The sequence below is a fragment of the Micromonospora krabiensis genome, assembly GCF_900091425.1.
Taxonomy (GTDB): Bacteria; Actinomycetota; Actinomycetes; order Mycobacteriales; family Micromonosporaceae; genus Micromonospora; species Micromonospora krabiensis.
On sequence record NZ_LT598496.1, the window covers coordinates 3918869 to 3934665 of the forward strand.

14 protein-coding genes are annotated in these 15797 nt (G+C 74.6%); 11 read left to right on the forward strand and 3 right to left on the reverse strand.

Going from position 1 to position 15797, the window contains the following annotated elements; genetic code table 11:
• The 9 genes from GA0070620_RS17905 (at position 1) to GA0070620_RS17945 (ending at position 10528) form a co-directional block, all read left to right on the forward strand.
• On the forward strand, positions 1-1431 hold the full coding sequence (locus GA0070620_RS17905) for an aldehyde dehydrogenase family protein (protein ID WP_091592411.1): 1431 nt from the start codon (positions 1-3) through the stop codon (positions 1429-1431).
• Positions 1424-2248, forward strand: coding sequence for an aldehyde dehydrogenase family protein (locus tag GA0070620_RS17910; RefSeq protein WP_091592413.1), 825 nt, complete (start codon positions 1424-1426; stop codon positions 2246-2248). The genes GA0070620_RS17905 and GA0070620_RS17910 overlap by 8 nt, the downstream gene beginning before the upstream one ends.
• Positions 2249-2471: 223 nt before the next feature.
• Complete coding sequence (locus GA0070620_RS17915; RefSeq protein ID WP_231921831.1) at positions 2472-2990, forward strand: BlaI/MecI/CopY family transcriptional regulator; 519 nt, start codon at positions 2472-2474, stop codon at positions 2988-2990.
• Between the two features lie 10 nt (positions 2991-3000).
• Entirely contained in the window at positions 3001-3906 is a 906-nt protein-coding gene (locus tag GA0070620_RS17920; protein ID WP_091592415.1) for a M56 family metallopeptidase, read from the forward strand.
• Positions 3907-4069: 163 nt separating this feature from the next.
• Positions 4070-5317 carry a cytochrome ubiquinol oxidase subunit I gene (locus GA0070620_RS17925; RefSeq protein WP_091592417.1) on the forward strand — a complete coding sequence of 416 codons (1248 nt, stop codon included), beginning with the start codon at positions 4070-4072 and terminating at the stop codon, positions 5315-5317.
• A 12-nt stretch (positions 5318-5329) separates the two neighbouring features.
• The gene (locus GA0070620_RS17930) at positions 5330-6337 is read left to right on the forward strand and encodes a cytochrome d ubiquinol oxidase subunit II (protein WP_091592419.1); all 1008 of its coding nucleotides are present in this window, start codon (positions 5330-5332) and stop codon (positions 6335-6337) included.
• A complete protein-coding gene (gene cydD, locus GA0070620_RS17935) occupies positions 6334-8010 on the forward strand; it encodes a thiol reductant ABC exporter subunit CydD (protein ID WP_091592423.1) in 1677 nt (558 codons plus the stop codon). The genes GA0070620_RS17930 and cydD overlap by 4 nt, the downstream gene beginning before the upstream one ends.
• Positions 8007-9794: a thiol reductant ABC exporter subunit CydC gene (gene cydC / locus GA0070620_RS17940; protein WP_091592425.1), complete on the forward strand. Its 1788-nt coding sequence runs from the start codon at positions 8007-8009 to the stop codon at positions 9792-9794. The genes cydD and cydC overlap by 4 nt, the downstream gene beginning before the upstream one ends.
• A 68-nt stretch (positions 9795-9862) precedes the next feature.
• Positions 9863-10528 (forward strand): permease prefix domain 1-containing protein, encoded by a 666-nt coding sequence (locus GA0070620_RS17945; protein WP_091592427.1) that lies wholly within the window; start codon positions 9863-9865, stop codon positions 10526-10528.
• A gap of 27 nt (positions 10529-10555) precedes the next feature.
• Here the strand turns inward: GA0070620_RS17945 and GA0070620_RS17950 are convergent, their stop codons facing one another.
• Positions 10556-10897 carry a PadR family transcriptional regulator gene (locus GA0070620_RS17950; RefSeq protein ID WP_091592429.1) on the reverse strand — a complete coding sequence of 114 codons (342 nt, stop codon included), beginning with the start codon at positions 10895-10897 and terminating at the stop codon, positions 10556-10558.
• 118 nt (positions 10898-11015) lie between these two features.
• Here GA0070620_RS17950 and GA0070620_RS17955 point away from each other — a divergent pair, with 118 nt between their 5' ends.
• Together GA0070620_RS17955 and GA0070620_RS17960 are read left to right on the forward strand one after the other, a co-directional pair.
• Positions 11016-11945, forward strand: coding sequence for a DNA primase (locus GA0070620_RS17955; protein WP_091592432.1), 930 nt, complete (start codon positions 11016-11018; stop codon positions 11943-11945).
• A gap of 38 nt (positions 11946-11983) precedes the next feature.
• Positions 11984-14338 carry a transposase gene (locus GA0070620_RS17960; RefSeq protein ID WP_091598936.1) on the forward strand — a complete coding sequence of 785 codons (2355 nt, stop codon included), beginning with the start codon at positions 11984-11986 and terminating at the stop codon, positions 14336-14338.
• Positions 14339-14772: 434 nt separating this feature from the next.
• On the opposite strand, the gene GA0070620_RS17965 is transcribed toward GA0070620_RS17960, so the two are convergent.
• Positions 14773-15366, reverse strand: a complete 594-nt coding sequence (locus tag GA0070620_RS17965) for a GTP-binding protein (RefSeq protein WP_076471088.1) — start codon at positions 15364-15366, stop codon at positions 14773-14775.
• A 1-nt stretch (position 15367) separates the two neighbouring features.
• Entirely contained in the window at positions 15368-15745 is a 378-nt protein-coding gene (locus tag GA0070620_RS17970) for a DUF742 domain-containing protein (protein WP_091592434.1), read from the reverse strand.
• Between the last annotated feature and the right edge of the window lie 52 nt (positions 15746-15797).

The window sequence follows — 15797 nt, forward strand, 5'->3', positions numbered from 1 at the left end:
ATGTTCGAATACGCCCCCGCCCCCGAGTCCCGCTCGGTGGTCGACATCAAGCCCGCGTACGGGCTCTTCGTCGACGGCGCCTTCGTCGACCCGGTCGACGGCGGCAGCTTCAAGTCGATCAACCCCGCCTCCGAGGAGGTGCTGGCCGAGGTCGCCGAGGCCGGCGCCGAGGACGTGGACCGCGCCGTGCGGGCCGCCCGGACGGCGTACGAGAAGGTCTGGGGTCCGATGCCGGGCCGCGACCGGGCCAAGTACCTGTTCCGGATCGCCCGGATCATCCAGGAGCGCTCCCGCGAGCTGGCTGTGCTGGAGTCGCTGGACAACGGCAAGCCGATCAAGGAGTCCCGGGACGTCGACCTGCCGCTGGTCGCCGCGCACTTCTTCTACTACGCGGGCTGGGCCGACAAGCTGGAGCACGCCGGCTTCGGCCCCGACCCGAAGCCGCTGGGCGTGGCCGCGCAGGTCATCCCGTGGAACTTCCCGCTGCTGATGCTGGCCTGGAAGATCGCCCCGGCCCTGGCCGCCGGCAACACCGTGGTGCTGAAGCCGGCCGAGACCACGCCGCTCACCGCGCTGCTCTTCGCCGAGATCTGCCAGCAGGCCGACCTGCCGGCCGGCGTGGTCAACATCGTCACCGGCGCCGGTGAGACCGGCCGGGCGCTGGTCGAGCACGCGGGCGTCGACAAGGTGGCCTTCACCGGGTCGACCGAGGTGGGCCGGGCCATCGCCCGCTCGGTGGCCGGCACCCGCAAGAAGCTCACCCTGGAGCTGGGCGGCAAGGCCGCCAACATCGTCTTCGACGACGCGCCGATCGACCAGGCCGTCGAGGGCATCGTCAACGGCATCTTCTTCAACCAGGGGCACGTCTGCTGCGCGGGCTCCCGGCTGCTGGTCCAGGAGTCGGTCGCCGACCGGGTGCTGGAGTCGCTGAAGCGGCGGATGGCCCAGCTGCGCGTCGGCGACCCGCTGGACAAGAACACCGACATCGGCGCGATCAACTCGGCCGCCCAGCTGGCCCGGATCCGCGAGCTCTCCGACGCCGGCGCGGCCGAGGGCGCGGAGCGTTGGTCGCCGCCGTGCGAGCTGCCCGACCGTGGCTTCTGGTTCGCGCCGACCATCTTCACCGGGGTCACCCAGGCGCACCGGATCGCCCGGGAGGAGATCTTCGGGCCGGTGCTGTCCGTGCTGACCTTCCGCACCCCGGCGGAGGCCGTCGAGAAGGCCAACAACACGCCGTACGGGCTGTCGGCCGGGATCTGGACCGACAAGGGCTCCCGGATCCTGTGGATGGCCGACCGGCTGCGCGCCGGTGTGGTCTGGGCCAACACGTTCAACAAGTTCGACCCCACCTCGCCGTTCGGCGGCTACAAGGAGTCGGGCTACGGTCGCGAGGGCGGCCGGCACGGGCTGGAGGGGTACCTCAATGTCTGAGCGGGTCGCGGTACGCAAGACGTACAAGCTCTTCATCGGCGGGAAGTTCCCGCGCAGCGAGTCGGGACGGTCGTATCTCGTGCAGGACTCCAACGTGTCGCTGGCATCCCGCAAGGACGCGCGGGACGCCGTCGTCGCCGCCCGGGCCGCCGTGAAGGGCTGGGCCGGCGCGACGGCGTACAACCGTGGTCAGATCCTCTACCGGGTCGCCGAGATGCTGGAGGGCCGCCGCGAGCAGTTCGTCGCGCTCGGCGTCCCGGCCGACGAGGTCGACGCGGCGATCGACCGCTGGGTCTGGTACGCGGGCTGGTCCGACAAGCTTCCCCAGGTCTACGGCGGCGCCAATCCGGTCGCCGGGCCGTACTTCAACCTGTCGTCGCCCGAGCCGACCGGCGTGGTGGCGGTCGTCGCACCCGAGGCGCCGGCGCTGCTCGGCCTGGTCAGCGTGATCGCCCCGGCGATCGTCACCGGCAACACGGTGGTCGTGGCGGCGTCGCCGGCGGCCCCTCTGGCGGCGGTGACCCTGGCCGAGGTGCTGGCCACCTCCGACCTGCCGGGCGGGGTGGTCAACATCCTGACCGGCCGGCTGACGGAGACCGTGCCGACCCTCGCCGGCCACATGGACGTCAACGCCATCGACCTGACCGGGGTGGCCGACGCCGACCTGGCGACCGACCTGGAGGTCAAGGCGGCGGAGAACCTGAAGCGGGTGCTCCGTCCCGCCCCGGCCGACCACGACTGGTTCGCGGACCCGGGCCTCACCCGGATGACCACCCTCCTGGAGACGAAGACGGTCTGGCACCCCAAGGGGGTGTGAGGCCGCTGCCGCCTGCGGTTCCCGGGGAGCCCCGCCCGCTCGCGGGCGGGGCTCCCCGGACCTCGTCAGAGGCACGGCGCGCCAGCGAGATCCGCACAACATTCCCGGTGTAGTGGTCTCCAACGGCCGACGATGCCGCTACATCCCGGAAATTGCGCGGATCTTGAGCGGCGGGGCGTACAGCCGGGGTCGGCAGATCTACTACCGGGGGTAGGATTGCGGTGTGACTCGGCTTGGTGACCTCGAACGTGCGGTGATGGACGTGCTGTGGGACTCGGTCCCCGCCACGTCGGACGGTGTCACCGTGCGCGAGGTGGCCGACGCGCTCGCCGGCCGGGAGCTGGCGTACACGACGGTGATGACGGTGCTGGACCGGCTGGCCGGCAAGGGCATGGTGCAGCGGGAGCGGGAGGGTCGGGCCTGGCGCTACCGGGCCGCGGCCAGCCGCGAGGCGCACATCGCCCAACTCATGCTCGACGCGCTCGACCTGGGTGGCAGCCGGGACGCCGCGCTGGTGCGCTTCGCCCACTCGGTCACCGGCACGGAGGCGGAGGTGCTGCGCGCCGCGCTCTCCGCCGAGGCCGCCGGGGCGACCCGAGCCGAGGCTGCCGGTGCCGCCCGAGCCGGGGCCGGACCGGACCGCCCGGACTCCGGCGCCGGCCACCCCGAGGAGGCCCTGGCCGACCGGATCGACGCCCCGGTCACCCGCCCGGCCCCCGCCGACGAGGCAGTGGACCGGTAGGGCGGCGGCCATGGCGTACGCGCTGCACTTCGCCCTGACGATCCTGGCCTGCTGGTTGACCGCCGAAATCCTGGCCCGGTCCACCTGGACGTGGCGCAGCCCGCGGGTCGCGATCGTCTGCTGGCAGGCGGTCGGGCTGGCGGTCGGCCTCTCGGCGATGGGCCTGCCGATCGCGCTCGGTCTGACCGGCTACGGCCTGCCGACCGGCAGCGCCCTGCTCGCCCTCGCCGCCGATCTCGTGCACGGGGTGCTCCCCGCCTGGCTTGGTGTGCTGCACCTGGCCGGGGTCGGCATCGGGTTCGGCATCGGGGCGGTGCTGCTGACCACGACGGTTCGCAGCGTCCACGGCGCCGTGCGCGCCCAGCGGCGGCACCGGGAACTGCTCGCCCTGGTGGCTCGCGACGATCCGGCCGCGCCGGGGGCGCTGGTGCTCGACCACCCGAGCGCGGCGGCGTACTGCCTGCCGGGGGTGAAGCCGCGGGTGGTGGTCAGCGCGGGCACCCTCAGTCTGCTGGACGGGCCGGAGCTGGCGGCGGTCCTCACCCACGAGCGGGCGCACGCGCAGGAGCGGCACGACCTGGTGCTGTTGCCGTTCACCGCGCTCACCCGAGCGCTGCCGTGGGTGCGTTGGGTGCGGCGGGCACACGACCGGGTCGCCCTGCTGGTGGAGATGCGCGCCGACGACAAGGCACGGGAGCTGCACGCCGAAGCTCCGCTGGCCGGCGCGCTTCGCCGATTCGCCGCCGCCGGTCACCGGATCACCCCGGCCGGGGCCCTGGGCATCGGCGACCGGGACCTGGACGTGCGCGTGCAGCGCCTGCTGATCGCGGACGAGCCGCCCCGACTGATCGGTGCGACCGCGCTGGCCGTCGCGGCCACCCTGGTCACGCTGCCGGTCTCGCTCTTCCTGAGCTGACCCGCGGCCGCGCCGGCACCAACCCCCGGTCGCAGTCCGCATCGGCACCGACAACTACTACACCTTGTCGTAACATTGACTACGACATGACGTAGTAGATATAGGTAGAGAATCTACGTGTAGGCTCGCTATGACAAGCGAGCCAACCGTTGGAGTGCCGGCCATGGACACCCTGCTCCTCGCCCGACTGCAGTTCGCCACCACCACCTCGATCCACTTCCTCTTCGTGGTCGTCACGCTCGGTCTGGTCACCCTTCTCGTGGGGCTCCAGACGGCGTGGGTGCTCACCGGCGACCAGAAGTACGAGCGACTGACCCGCTTCTGGGGCCAGCTCTACGTGATCAACTACGTCCTCGGCATCGCCACGGGCATCGTCATGGAGTTCCAGTTCGGACTGAACTGGTCCGGCCTGTCGCGCTACGTCGGCAACGTGTTCGGGGCGCCGCTGGCGATCGAGACGCTGGTGGCGTTCTTCCTGGAGTCCACGTTCCTGGGGATGTGGATCTTCGGTTGGCACCGGCTGCGCCGCGGCCTCCACCTCGCGCTGCTCTGGGGCGTGGCGCTGACCGCGTACGCGTCGGCATTCTGGATCATGGTGGCCAACTCGTGGCTCCAGAACCCGGTCGGCTACGAGGTCCGCGACGGCATCGCCCACCTCACCGACTTCGGCGCGCTGCTCACCAACCCGAGCCTCGGCATGGCGTTCGGCCACGTCGTCTCGGCCGCCCTGCTGGTCGGCGGGATGCTGATGGCCGCGGTCAGCGCCGGGCACCTGATCCGGCGCACCCCCGACCACGCCCTGCACCGCACCTCCCTGCGCATCGGCCTGGTGACCTCCGCATGCGCGATCACGCTGGTGCAGGGCTTCGGCTTCGCGCAGTTCGGCCCGGTCGGCGCCGTGCAGCCCACCAAGTTCGGCGGCGGGCCCGAGGCAGAGGCGTTGACCGCCGAGTGGGCCACCCGCTTCGGTCCCGGCGACTACACGCCGCCGGTGCTGGCCAGCGTCGGGCTGGGGTTCATGATCCTGATCGGCTTCACCCTCGGCGCGCTCTGGCTGCTGCTCCCGCTGCTCTGGCGCGACTGGGTGATCCGGTTGCGGTTCCCGCTCTGGCTGATCCTGCTGGCCCTGCCGCTGCCGTTCGTCGCGGTGATCCTCGGCTGGATCGCCCGCGAGGTCGGGCGCCAGCCCTGGGTCGCGTACGGGCTGCTCCCCGTCGACCAGGGGGTCTCACCGGTCGGCGCGCCCGTGATGCTCACCTCGCTGATCGGGTTCAGCCTGCTGCTCGGCACCCTCGCCGTCACCAACTGGGTGCTGCTCGTCCGGCACGCCGCCCGCGGCGCGGGCGACCCGGCTCTCGGCCGGCCGGCCGGCCCGGCCACCGACACCCACCCCGCACCCGCCTTCGCCTGAGGAGCCGTCGCCGTGGAACTCGCCTGGTACGCCCTGCTCGGCCTCTTCTTCGCCACCTATCTCGTGCTCGGCGGCTACGACTACGGCGTCGGCCTGCTGCTGGCCCGCAACACCGACCCCGGCCGCCGCCGGGCGGCGCTCAACGCCGTCGGCCCCTTCTTCCTCGGCAACGAGGTCTGGCTCGTCGCCGCCGTCGGCATCCTCTTCGGCGCCTTCCCGGTGCTGGAAGGTGAACTGCTCTCCGGGTTCTACCCGGCCGTGCTCGGCGCGCTCGCCGGCGTCATCCTCGTGACCGCGGGAGTGCAGCTGCGCAGCCGCCCCGCCGGGGAGCGCGCCCGGGCCCGCTGGGACCGGGTGGTCGTGGTCGGCAGCGCGCTCGCCGCGCTCGGCTGGGGCGCCCTGCTCGGCGGCCTGCTCCAGGGCGTGCCGCTGCACGACGACGGGCACGTCGCCGGCCTGACCCACCTGGTCACCCCGTTCGCGGCCACCGCCGCGCTGGCGATGCTCGCCCTGGTGACGGTGCACGGTGCGACGTTCCTCACGCTGCGGCTGCCGGCCGCCGAGGCCGCCCGGGTCGGCCGGCTGGCCCACCGGCTGATCCCGGTGGCGCTCGCCGCCGTCACCCTGGCCACCGTCGCGGGCCTGCTCTCCGATCGCGTACGCGACGCCGCGCGGCAGCCGCTGGCCGGCGTACTGCTGCCGGTGGCGCTGGTCGCGGCGCTGCTGGTGGCCCGCGCGGCCCTCGCCCGGCGCCGGCCGGGGTTCGCCTTCGCGGCCACCGGCGCCGCCCTGGCCCTGCCCGTGGCGCTGGTGGGCGCGACCCTCTGGCCCGACGTGCTGGTCTCCACCGTCGACCCCGGTGCGTCGCTGACCGTGGCGGACGCGGCGGCCAGCACACCGACCCTGCGGCTGCTGAGCTGGGTGGCGCTGCCGCTTCTGCCGGCCCTACTAGGCTTTCAGCTGATGTGCTGGTGGGTGTTCCGGGGACGGACCGACGGCAGGGCACCGGTGTACTGGTGAAACGCCGCCCCTTCGACCCGCGTCTGCTGCGTCGGGTCCCCGCGGCCCGCCGCGACCTCAGCCTGCTCGCACTCCTGGGCGTGCTCGCCGCCGCGCTGGTCGTGGCGCAGGCCACCGCGCTCGCCGCGCTGCTCGCCACCGCGTTCGACGGCCGGCTCGACCGGCCCGCCCTGGCCGGTTTCGTGGCCACGGTGGGCGCCCGGGCGCTGCTGGTGTGGGCGCAGGGCACGGTGGCCGCGCGGGTCGCCGCGATCGTCAAGGCCGCGCTGCGGGAGGACCTGCTGGGCGCGGTCGGACGGCACGGGCCGGGTTGGGTCGCCGGGCAGCGGGCGGGGCAGCTCGCCACCCTGGCCGGGCGCGGGCTGGACGCGCTGGACGCCTACTTCACCGGCTACCTGCCACAGCTGGTGCTCAGCGTGACCGTCCCGCTGGCCGTCCTGGCCCGGATCGGGCTCGCCGACTGGAGTTCTGCGGTCATCATCGCGCTGACCCTGCCGCTCATCCCGATCTTCGGCGCGCTGCTCGGTTGGCAGGCGCAGGCCGCCACCGAGCGCCAGTGGCGCCGCCTCTCCCTGCTCGGCGGGCACTTCCTCGACATGGTCGCCGGCCTGGCCACACTGCGCGCCTTCGGGCGGGCCCGCGCACAGGTCGAGGTGGTGCGCCGGATGGCCGACGGGCACCGGGTCGCCACCATGCGGACGCTGCGCATCGCCTTCCTCTCCGCGCTGGTCCTGGAGCTGGTCGCGACCCTCTCCGTGGCGCTGGTGGCGGTGCCGGTCGGCATCCGGCTGCTCGGCGGCGGTCTCGCCCTCCAGACCGCGCTGCTGGTGCTGCTGCTCACCCCGGAGGCGTACCTGCCGCTGCGGGCCGCCGGCAGCCGCTTCCACGCCAGCATGGAGGGCCTGGCCGCGCTCAATGAGGCGTTCGAGGTGGAGGCCGGGGCGCCGTCCCCCGTCGGGCGGACGGCCGGTGTGGTGCCCGACGGCCGCGGCGAGATCCGGTTCGAGTCGGTGACCGTCGCGTACGAGCGGACGACAGCGCTGCGCGACGTGACGCTGACCGTCCGCCCGGGCGAGCGGATCGCGATCGTCGGCCCGAGCGGCGCCGGCAAGAGCACCCTGCTCGGGCTGCTGCTCGGGTTCGTCGCCCCGACCAGCGGCCGGGTCACCGTGGACGGCGTCGACCTGGCCGACGCCGACCTGGACGCCTGGCGCCGCCAGCTCGCCTGGGTGCCGCAGCGGGCCCACCTCTTCGCGACCTCCCTGACCGACAACATCCAACTCGGCGCACCCGACACCCCGGAGCCCGCCCTCGCCGCGGCCGTACGCGACGCGGCCCTCGACGACGTGGTCGCCGGCCTGCCCGACGGTCTCGACACCGTGCTCGGCGAACGCGGACACGGCCTGTCCAGCGGGCAGCGGCAGCGGGTGGCGCTGGCCCGGGCGTTCCTCCGCGACGCCCCGGTGGTGCTGCTGGACGAGCCGACCGCCCGGCTGGACAGCGCGTCGGAGGCGGTCGTGCTCGCCGCGACCCGCCGGCTGGTGGCCGGGCGGACCGCGCTGCTGGTCGCGCACCGGCCCGCGCTGCTGGAGGACGCCGACCGCATCCTGCGCATCGAGGACGGCCGGGTCACCGAGCTGACGCCCGCGCCGACCGGGAAGGCGACCCGATGAGCACCGCGCCGACCGGCCTGCCGCGCGCCTCCGCCGAGCGCACCGTGCTGCGGTTGGCCCGTCCGTACCTCGGGCGGCTGGTCGGCGCCGGGCTGCTCGCCGCCGCCACCGAGTTCGCCGGGCTGGCCCTGATGGCGACCGCGACCTGGCTGCTGATGAGCGCCGCCGGGCGGCCACCGCTGGACCGCCTCACCGTGGCCATCGTCGCGGTCCGGGCCCTGGCCATCAGCCGGGGCGTGTTCCGCTACACCGAGCGGTTGGCCGGGCACGACGCCGTCCTCCGGATGATCACCGACGTACGGGCCCGGGTCTTCGCCACGCTCGCCGGGCGGAGGGCCGCCCCGCCGCGCACCGGCGACGCGCTGAGTCGGCTGGTCTCCGACGTGGAGGCGGTGCAGGACCTGCTGCTGCGGGTGCTCGTGCCAGGCTCGGCGGCGGCGCTGGTCAGCGTGGTGGCGGTGGGCGGCGCGGCCCTGATCTCGCTGCCGGCCGCCGGTGCGCTCGCCGTCGGGCTGCTGGTCGCCGGGGTGGGGCTGCCGCTGCTGGCCACCGTCCTCACCCGGCGCGCCGCCGCCGAGCTGGCCCCGCTGCGCGGTGCGCTGGCCGCCGACGCGATCGACCTGACCCACGGCGCCGCCGACCTCGCCGCCTTCGGGGCGACCGGGTCGGCGCTGGACGCCGCCAGTCGCCGGGCCCGGCGACTGGCCCGCCTGGAACGCCGGCTGGCCGCCGCCGGCTTCGCCGTCGACGCGGTGGGCACCCTGCTCGCCGGTCTCACCACAGGCGCGGTCGTGCTGGCGGCGCTCGCGGCGGACGTGCCTGGTGTGCTGGTCGGCGTCCTGGCCGTCGGCACCCTGGCGGCGGTCGAGGTCGCGCTTGCCCTGGTCGGCGCGGCGCGGCAGTGGACCCAGCTTCGGGCCGGGCTCGCCCGTGTCGCCGCGCTGCTCGACGACACCACCGCCGCGACGGCGGCAGTCCCGAGCGGGCCGGAGCCGGCGGCGGCCGGTGCCGTGGTGTCCGAGCCGCGCGACGTGCGCCTCGACGGGGTGACCGTGCGCTACCGGGCCGGTGCCGCACCGGCGCTCGACCACCTCGATCTCGACCTGCCGGCCGGGCGTCGGGTCGCGGTGGTCGGCCCGAGCGGCGCCGGCAAGAGCACCCTCGCCGCCGTCCTCACCGGCGCGGTGCGCCCCAGCACCGGGCGGGTCAGCGTGGACGGGCGCGACCTCACCACGTACGCCGAGGACGAGCTGCCCCGGGCCGTCGGCGGACTGCTCGCCGAGGCGTACGTCTTCCATGCCACGGTCCGGGAGAACCTGCTGCTCGGCCGACCGGACGCCGGCGAGGACGAGCTGGCCCGGGCGAGCGCCGCCGCCGGGCTGCTGGAGTGGGTACGCGCCCAGCCCGCCGGCTGGGACACCGTTGTCGGTGAGGAGGGCGGCCAGCTCTCGGGCGGGCAGCGGCAGCGGCTGGCCCTGGCCCGAGCGCTGCTCGGCGCACCGGCCGTGCTGGTCCTCGACGAGCCCACCGAGGGGCTGGACCCGGCCGCCGCCGACGCCGTTCTCGCGTCGACGCTGGCCGCGACGCCCCCCGGCCGCTCGGTGCTGCTGATCAGCCACCGGCTCAGCGGGCTGGCGGGGCTGGACGAGATCGTCGTCCTCGACGCCGGCCGGGTGGTGCAGCGCGGCCGGCACGACGAGTTGGTCGCCGCCCCCGGCTGGTACCGCGACCAGTGGCTGCTCCAGGAGGCGGCCGAACGCGGGTACCTGGCCCTGACACCCTGACCGGTCTCCGGGTCGCTCCAGGGTTCTCCCCGACGACGCGGCGAGCGCCGCCGTGGCAGGGTGGGGTCATGCCGCACGACCTGTTGGTGGAGGAGCGCCTGCGCGAGCTGGCCGACCGGCTGCGCGGGCCGGCGCGGCTCAAGTCCGACCTGCTGACCGAGGCCCGGCACGGCCTCGAGGACGCCGCCGAGGCGTACCGGGCCAGCGGGCTGCCGGCGGCGGAGGCGGAGCGGCGCGCGGTGGCCGAGTTCGGCGGGCCGGCGCAGTTGCTGCCGGCCTGGCAGGCCGAGCTGGCGGTCGGGGCGCTACGCGGGCTGTCGCTGCGGGTGCTCGCGCTCGCCGCCCTCCTGGTCGTGGCCGGTGACCTCACCTGGCGGGGCGCCAGTTGGAGCGACGGGCCGCGCCCGCCGGCCGGCTACCTCCTGCTCTCGTCGTCGGTGAACGTCATCTGGGCGGGCGCCCTCGGGTTGGCCGTCGCCGGGCTGCTGCTGGTGACGTGGGCCGCCCGGTCGGGCCGGCCCGGTCCCGCGGCACTCGCCCGGCTGGTCGGCGGCGGGCTCACCGGTCTGCTCGCCCTCGGGCTGCTCACCGGCGCCGGGCTGTTCGGCTGGTCGATCGGGCTCTGGGACGCCGCGCTCACCTGGCCGCCGATGATCGCCGGGATGGCCGTGGTGGGCGTCGGCTACGTGTGGGTCGGGCGGGCCGCCCGCGGCTGGCTGCTCGCCGCCCGCTGACCCGCTGCCAGCCGGTCGATCTCCCGTTCAGGCCGGGTTGGCCGGTGGCGTCGCAGGGTCGAGGAACCGACCGACGGTCGAGCTGAACTCGTGCCAGCCGGCCCGCTCCCCGGCCAGCGCCCGGCGCCCGGTGTCGGTGAGTTCGTACGTCCGCCGTTCTCGGCCGTTGACGGTGCTCCACGTGCTGGCCACGTGCCCGGCCCGCTCCAACCGGCGCAGCGCGGGATAGATGGTGCCGGTCGGCAGGTCCAGGTTGCCCTCGCTGCGAACGCGCAGCGCCTCGATGATGGCGTAGCCGTGCAGCGCCCCGCCCTCCAGCACCGCGAGGAGCAGGGCGTCGAGGTGACCGTGCAACGCCTGAGCCTTCATGCGTAGCAACGCTACTTGTCCGACCGCCGGACCGCCAGCGGGGTGCGGCCACCGACGTTCCGGGGCGGACCACTAGGGTATGTGCCCATAGTCACTCGCCGGTCGGAGATGCTGGCGGGTGGGCAGCCCGAAGCACACGGAGGTCAGCGTGGCCCGCCAGTCGCCCCAACGGCCCGACGCCGACGAGCCCGAGCTCGACGACACCGCCGACCCGGTCGAGCCGGAGGAGGCCGACACCGAGCGCGCGTCCGCCGACCGCGCCCTGTGGGACGAGGTCGGCATCGACCCGGTCGAGATCGCCCTGCCCGCCGGCACCGGCTTCACGCTGCGGGCCTACCGGCCGGCGCGGGAGCTGACCCCCACCGACGTGACCGAGCGCGACCAGGACGACCCGTTCCTCGCCCGTCGCCAGGTCATCGAGGAGGAGGACGACGAGGCCGTCGTCATCCTCGACGAGGACGTGGCCGAGGAGTTCGCCGAGAGCGACAAGGAAGCTCGCCGCGACGCGGCGGGCGACGAGGGCGCCGAGGAGGACGAGGAGGCCACCGACGAGGGGGGCGACGAGGAGGTCCCGATCTTCCTCACCCACCGCGGCCGGCTCCTGCTCTTCAAGACGCCGGAATCGTTGGTGAGTTTCATCCGATCCGGTGCGCCCAACGATCTGTCCCAACTGGACAGCTGGCGAGAACTGTCCGAACGGGTGGAACCGGCCGACATCGCCCCGCTGGACGAGGACACCTACGAGCTCGACCTGGTCGTGGAGAATCTTCGCGGCGGGCACGACACGTGGGATCCCACCCTGCTGATCGCGGCCGGCGAGGTCGCCCGTGACGTCTCGTACGCGCTGCGGCTACCCGCCGTGCTCGACATGCTGTCGGCGGGGTCCAGTCTCGACGACCTGGACGACGCGCTGCGCGCCACCGTCAACGGCGGGATCAGCGGTTTCATGGGTCGGCGCCGCCTCAAGAAAATCGGGGCACAAACCGCAAGTCTCGGTTGGCGCACCATTGTCGGCAAGATCTCTGCGGTCGTGGACTGGCGCGACTGACCCGTACCGGGGAGCATCAGTCTCTGGCAGAGGAAGACCTGTCCCGGGAGGAGGACGACGCCGTGGCGCTCGTGCGCGTGTACTGCGGTCTGGCCTCGGCGGATCCGGGCGACCGACCGGCCTCGGCCGGTTCGACGCTGACGTCCGCTGTGGTCGACGACGCAGGCCGTCTGCTGCATGTCTGCGAGATCAGCGACGAGCCCGCCGGCTACGCCCGGCTGGTCGCGCTGCTCGTGGAGCGGTCGGGCGGGCCGAGCGGTGCGGCGATCGCCGCCGACAGTGACGACCACACGGTCACCTCGCTGCTGAGCGCGGCGGGACGTCCGCTGGCCATCGCCGACGACGACTCGGTCGACGACTTCGCCGAGCGGTTCGCCGACGACGACTCCCTCGAGGAGATGCAGTCGCCTCCCGCCGAGCGGCGTGCCGTGGGCCTGGCCCGCGCGCTGCAGGCCGGTGCGCTCTCCGCGGTGACCCTGCCCGCGCCCCGCGATCTCGCCGGCTTCAAGCAGGTCCTCGCCGCACACGCCGCGCTGGCCAGCGGCCGGCACTCCGCGGCCGTGGCGCTGCGCGAGGTCCTCCGGGAGCTCTACCCGGCCGCCCTGCGCGCCTACCCGGACCCGGCGGAGCCCGTACCGCTGGCCGTCCTCGACGCCCTGCCCGAGCCGGGCATGCTCGCCGGCACGGTGGCCCGTGGCCGGGAGGTCGGCGTCGCCGCCGAGGCCATCGCCGCGCACCTCGCGGCGGACGGCATCGCCGACGCCGACGAGATCGACTCGGCGGTGACGGCGCTCCACGTCGCCATCTCCGAGACTCCGCGCCGCGCCACGGTGAACCGCACGCTCACCTCCGCCGTGGCGGAGACCGTGCGGCAGGCGGTGGCCTCGGTCCGGGCCTGTGACGCGGGGTGCGACGCCCTGGTGGGCGCCCTCAGCACCCGGGTCACCACGCCCGCCGCGACGCCCGCGCCCGGTCGCCGGGCCGCCGCCCGCCGGGGCGAGCCGGTGGCCGATCTGGCGAACACCGGCGCCGGCCTGCGTGCCGTGCGACCGGGCGCCGCCGAGCCGGCCCCCTCCGGCGGCCGGCGCAGCCGCCCCGAGCCCGTCTCCGCGGGCAGCCCGCCCGCGTCGCCGCAACCGCTCGGCCCGCCGCCGGTCGCCCCCGCGCCGGTCACCCCGCCGCCCGTCGCGCCGGCGCCGATGGCCCCGGCCGCGCACGGCAACCCGCCGGTGTCCGCACCGCCCGGGCGACCCGACCCGATCCCGAGCCGGGTCGACATGCCGACCAACCGGCCGGTCTCCGCACCGCCGCCGCCACCGCCGGGCATCACACCGATCGCCCCGGCCCAGCGCGGCAACGTGCCTCCCGCCGAGGCGGGCGAGCCGTTCCGGCCCACGCTGACCACCGCGGCCATCAACAGCGCCCGCGCCGAGCGGCAGCGCACGGTGATCCCGCCGCGGCCGAAGACGAACGGCGGTGAGCCGCCCACGGGCGGGTTCAGCGCCACCGACCTGAGCATCCCGGTGCCGTTGCCCCGGCCCGACCAGGAGTCCGCTCCGCCCGGCTCCCGGGCGAACTGGCCGCTGGTCAACAACCCGGAGGACCCGGCCGACAGCTCGGCCAACAACCCGGTCGCCTACTCGTACGGGGGTGGCCGCGGCATCGACGCGCCGACCGACCCCGGGGCGGGCGAGGGCCGGGTCACCCCGCCTTGGCTCGCCGACGACCTGCCCCAGGAGCCGCCGATGCTGCGGCTCGTCGAGCCGCCACCGCTGGCCGACCGCGCCCTGCGGGACAGCACCACCCCGCCGGCCGACCCGCAGCTGGAGACCCCGCCGCTGCGGCTGGTCGACCGGCCGGACCCGGGTCGCACCGGCCGGACCGCCCGTTCGGAGCGTCCCGCCGCCGAGCACCGGCCGCCGCCCCCCGTCGAGCACCGTCCGCCACCGGTGGCGGACGAGGGCGGCGACGGCGACCTGCTGATCTTCGCCCAGGCGAAGTCCGCGTGGTTCGTGGGGCACAACGACGAGGTGGACCTGGACTGGTCGACCACTGCGGACACCGGTTGGCAGGCGGCCGAGCAGGCCGCCCGGCCCGCGGTGGGCGCGGAGACGTCGGCCGGGCTGCCCAAGCGAGTACCCCAGGCCAACCTGGTGCCCGGTTCGCCGCTGCGCGAGGAGCGTCCACTGCGGATCGTCCGGGACGCGGCGAGCCTCGCGGAGAACACCACCGGCTACTTCCGGGGCTGGCGTCGCGGGCAGGAGATCGGCGGCTTCGCGGTGGGTGGCCGGCCGGGCCGGGAGGCGGCCGGTGGCTGGGACTTCAGCCGCGACCACGGCGACCGCGACGACGACCGGGAGTACGAGTACCGCTCCGCCGGCTACCGGTCCTGACCGCCGCCACGGACACCCGAGCCCCTGGCTCCCACCCGGTCCACCGGGTCGGGGTCAGGGGCTCGATGCGTGGCGGAGGAAGGGGTCCGGAGCGCGCTCACCGGGCCGCAGACGCACGCGGATACGGTTTCCGGCCCCCCGGGTAGGTCCGGCACCAGAGCGGCCACACACACCCCGTGAGCGCCCACAGTGTCGCCCCACCCTTCCGCCTCCCACCCTTCCGCCTCCCACCCTTCCGCGTCGATCAAGAGGTTCGCGTCAGGATCCGCGCGGGATCTGACGCAAACCTCTTGGTCAACCGGCCTCCGGGCGTGCGGGCCCGCCGCGGCGCTCCCGTGGAGCGGCGCGGCTGGGCGTCGGGTCGGGCCGGGACCCGGGCAGCGACAAACGCCCGGTGGCGGCCGGAGCCGCACCGGGCGTGTCGACGGCGCCGGTCAGGCCGGCGCGACCGCGCGGGAGCGACGCATCGTCAGCACGTACTCGACCAGCGAGATCAGCACGTGCTTGGTCGACTCCCGGTTACGGGCGTCGCAGGCCACCACCGGCACGTCGCTCGAGATCGCCAGCGCGTCCCGGACGTCCTGCGGGTCGTGGTACTGCATCCCGTCGAAGCAGTTGATGGCCACCAGGTACGGCAGCCGCCGGTGCTCGAAGAAGTCGATCGCCGCGAAGCAGTCGGCCAGCCGCCGGGTGTCCACCAGCACGACGGCACCGATGGCGCCGCGTACCAGCTCGTCCCACATGAACCAGAACCGGGTCTGACCGGGCGTACCGAACAGGTACAGGATCAGATCACGGTCGATGGTGATGCGGCCGAAGTCCATGGCCACCGTGGTCGTCGCCTTACCCGGCACCTGCCGGGTGTCGTCGACGCCCACGCCGGCGGAGGTCATGATGGCCTCGGTGGTCAGCGGCGTGATCTCCGAGACCGAGCCGACCAGCGTCGTCTTGCCGACGCCGAATCCACCGGCGATAACGATCTTCGCCGACGTCACGCGCCCGCTCGGGGTCGGCGGGCGGTGCGACATGTCAGAGCCTGCGAAGTCCACTCAGCACCCTCTCCAGCAGTTCAGTGCCCACCGCGTCGTTCGAGTCGTCCAGGATGGTCGGCTCGTGGACCGCGACCAGGCCGTCCGTCGCCATGTCGGCGATGAGCACCCGGGCCACACCTAGTGGAAGCTGCATCCGCGCCGCGATCTCGGCGAGCGACTGCACGCGTCCGTCACACAGCGCGGCGATGTACTGGTGCTCGCGGCCCTGGCCGCCGTTGCCATTGGCAGCGGCCCGGCCGCGCACCGTCGTCTCGACGAGCGCCTCCAGCGCGATGTCGAGTCGGGGCCGGGTACGTCCACGGGTCACGGCGTATGGACGGACCAACGCTCCGGTCGGTTCGTCACGATCGGCCATGTCGCCGCTCACCTCCTTCGCACCCGGCGCCGGCTCCGTTCGGTGGAGCCCA

Excerpts from the sequence above, each read along its gene's own strand:
- GA0070620_RS17905 (WP_091592411.1), top strand. The coding sequence starts at position 1 with ATGTTCGAATACGCCCCCGCCCCCGAGTCCCGCTCGGTGGTCGACATC.
- GA0070620_RS17910 (WP_091592413.1), top strand. The coding sequence starts at position 1,424 with ATGTCTGAGCGGGTCGCGGTACGCAAGACGTACAAGCTCTTCATCGGC.
- GA0070620_RS17920 (WP_091592415.1), top strand. The coding sequence starts at position 3,001 with ATGGCGTACGCGCTGCACTTCGCCCTGACGATCCTGGCCTGCTGGTTG.
- GA0070620_RS17925 (WP_091592417.1), top strand. The coding sequence starts at position 4,070 with ATGGACACCCTGCTCCTCGCCCGACTGCAGTTCGCCACCACCACCTCG.
- cydC (WP_091592425.1), top strand. The coding sequence starts at position 8,007 with ATGAGCACCGCGCCGACCGGCCTGCCGCGCGCCTCCGCCGAGCGCACC.
- GA0070620_RS17945 (WP_091592427.1), top strand. The coding sequence starts at position 9,863 with ATGCCGCACGACCTGTTGGTGGAGGAGCGCCTGCGCGAGCTGGCCGAC.
- GA0070620_RS17950 (WP_091592429.1), bottom strand. The coding sequence starts at position 10,897 with ATGAAGGCTCAGGCGTTGCACGGTCACCTCGACGCCCTGCTCCTCGCG.
- GA0070620_RS17965 (WP_076471088.1), bottom strand. The coding sequence starts at position 15,366 with ATGTCGCACCGCCCGCCGACCCCGAGCGGGCGCGTGACGTCGGCGAAG.
- GA0070620_RS17970 (WP_091592434.1), bottom strand. The coding sequence starts at position 15,745 with ATGGCCGATCGTGACGAACCGACCGGAGCGTTGGTCCGTCCATACGCC.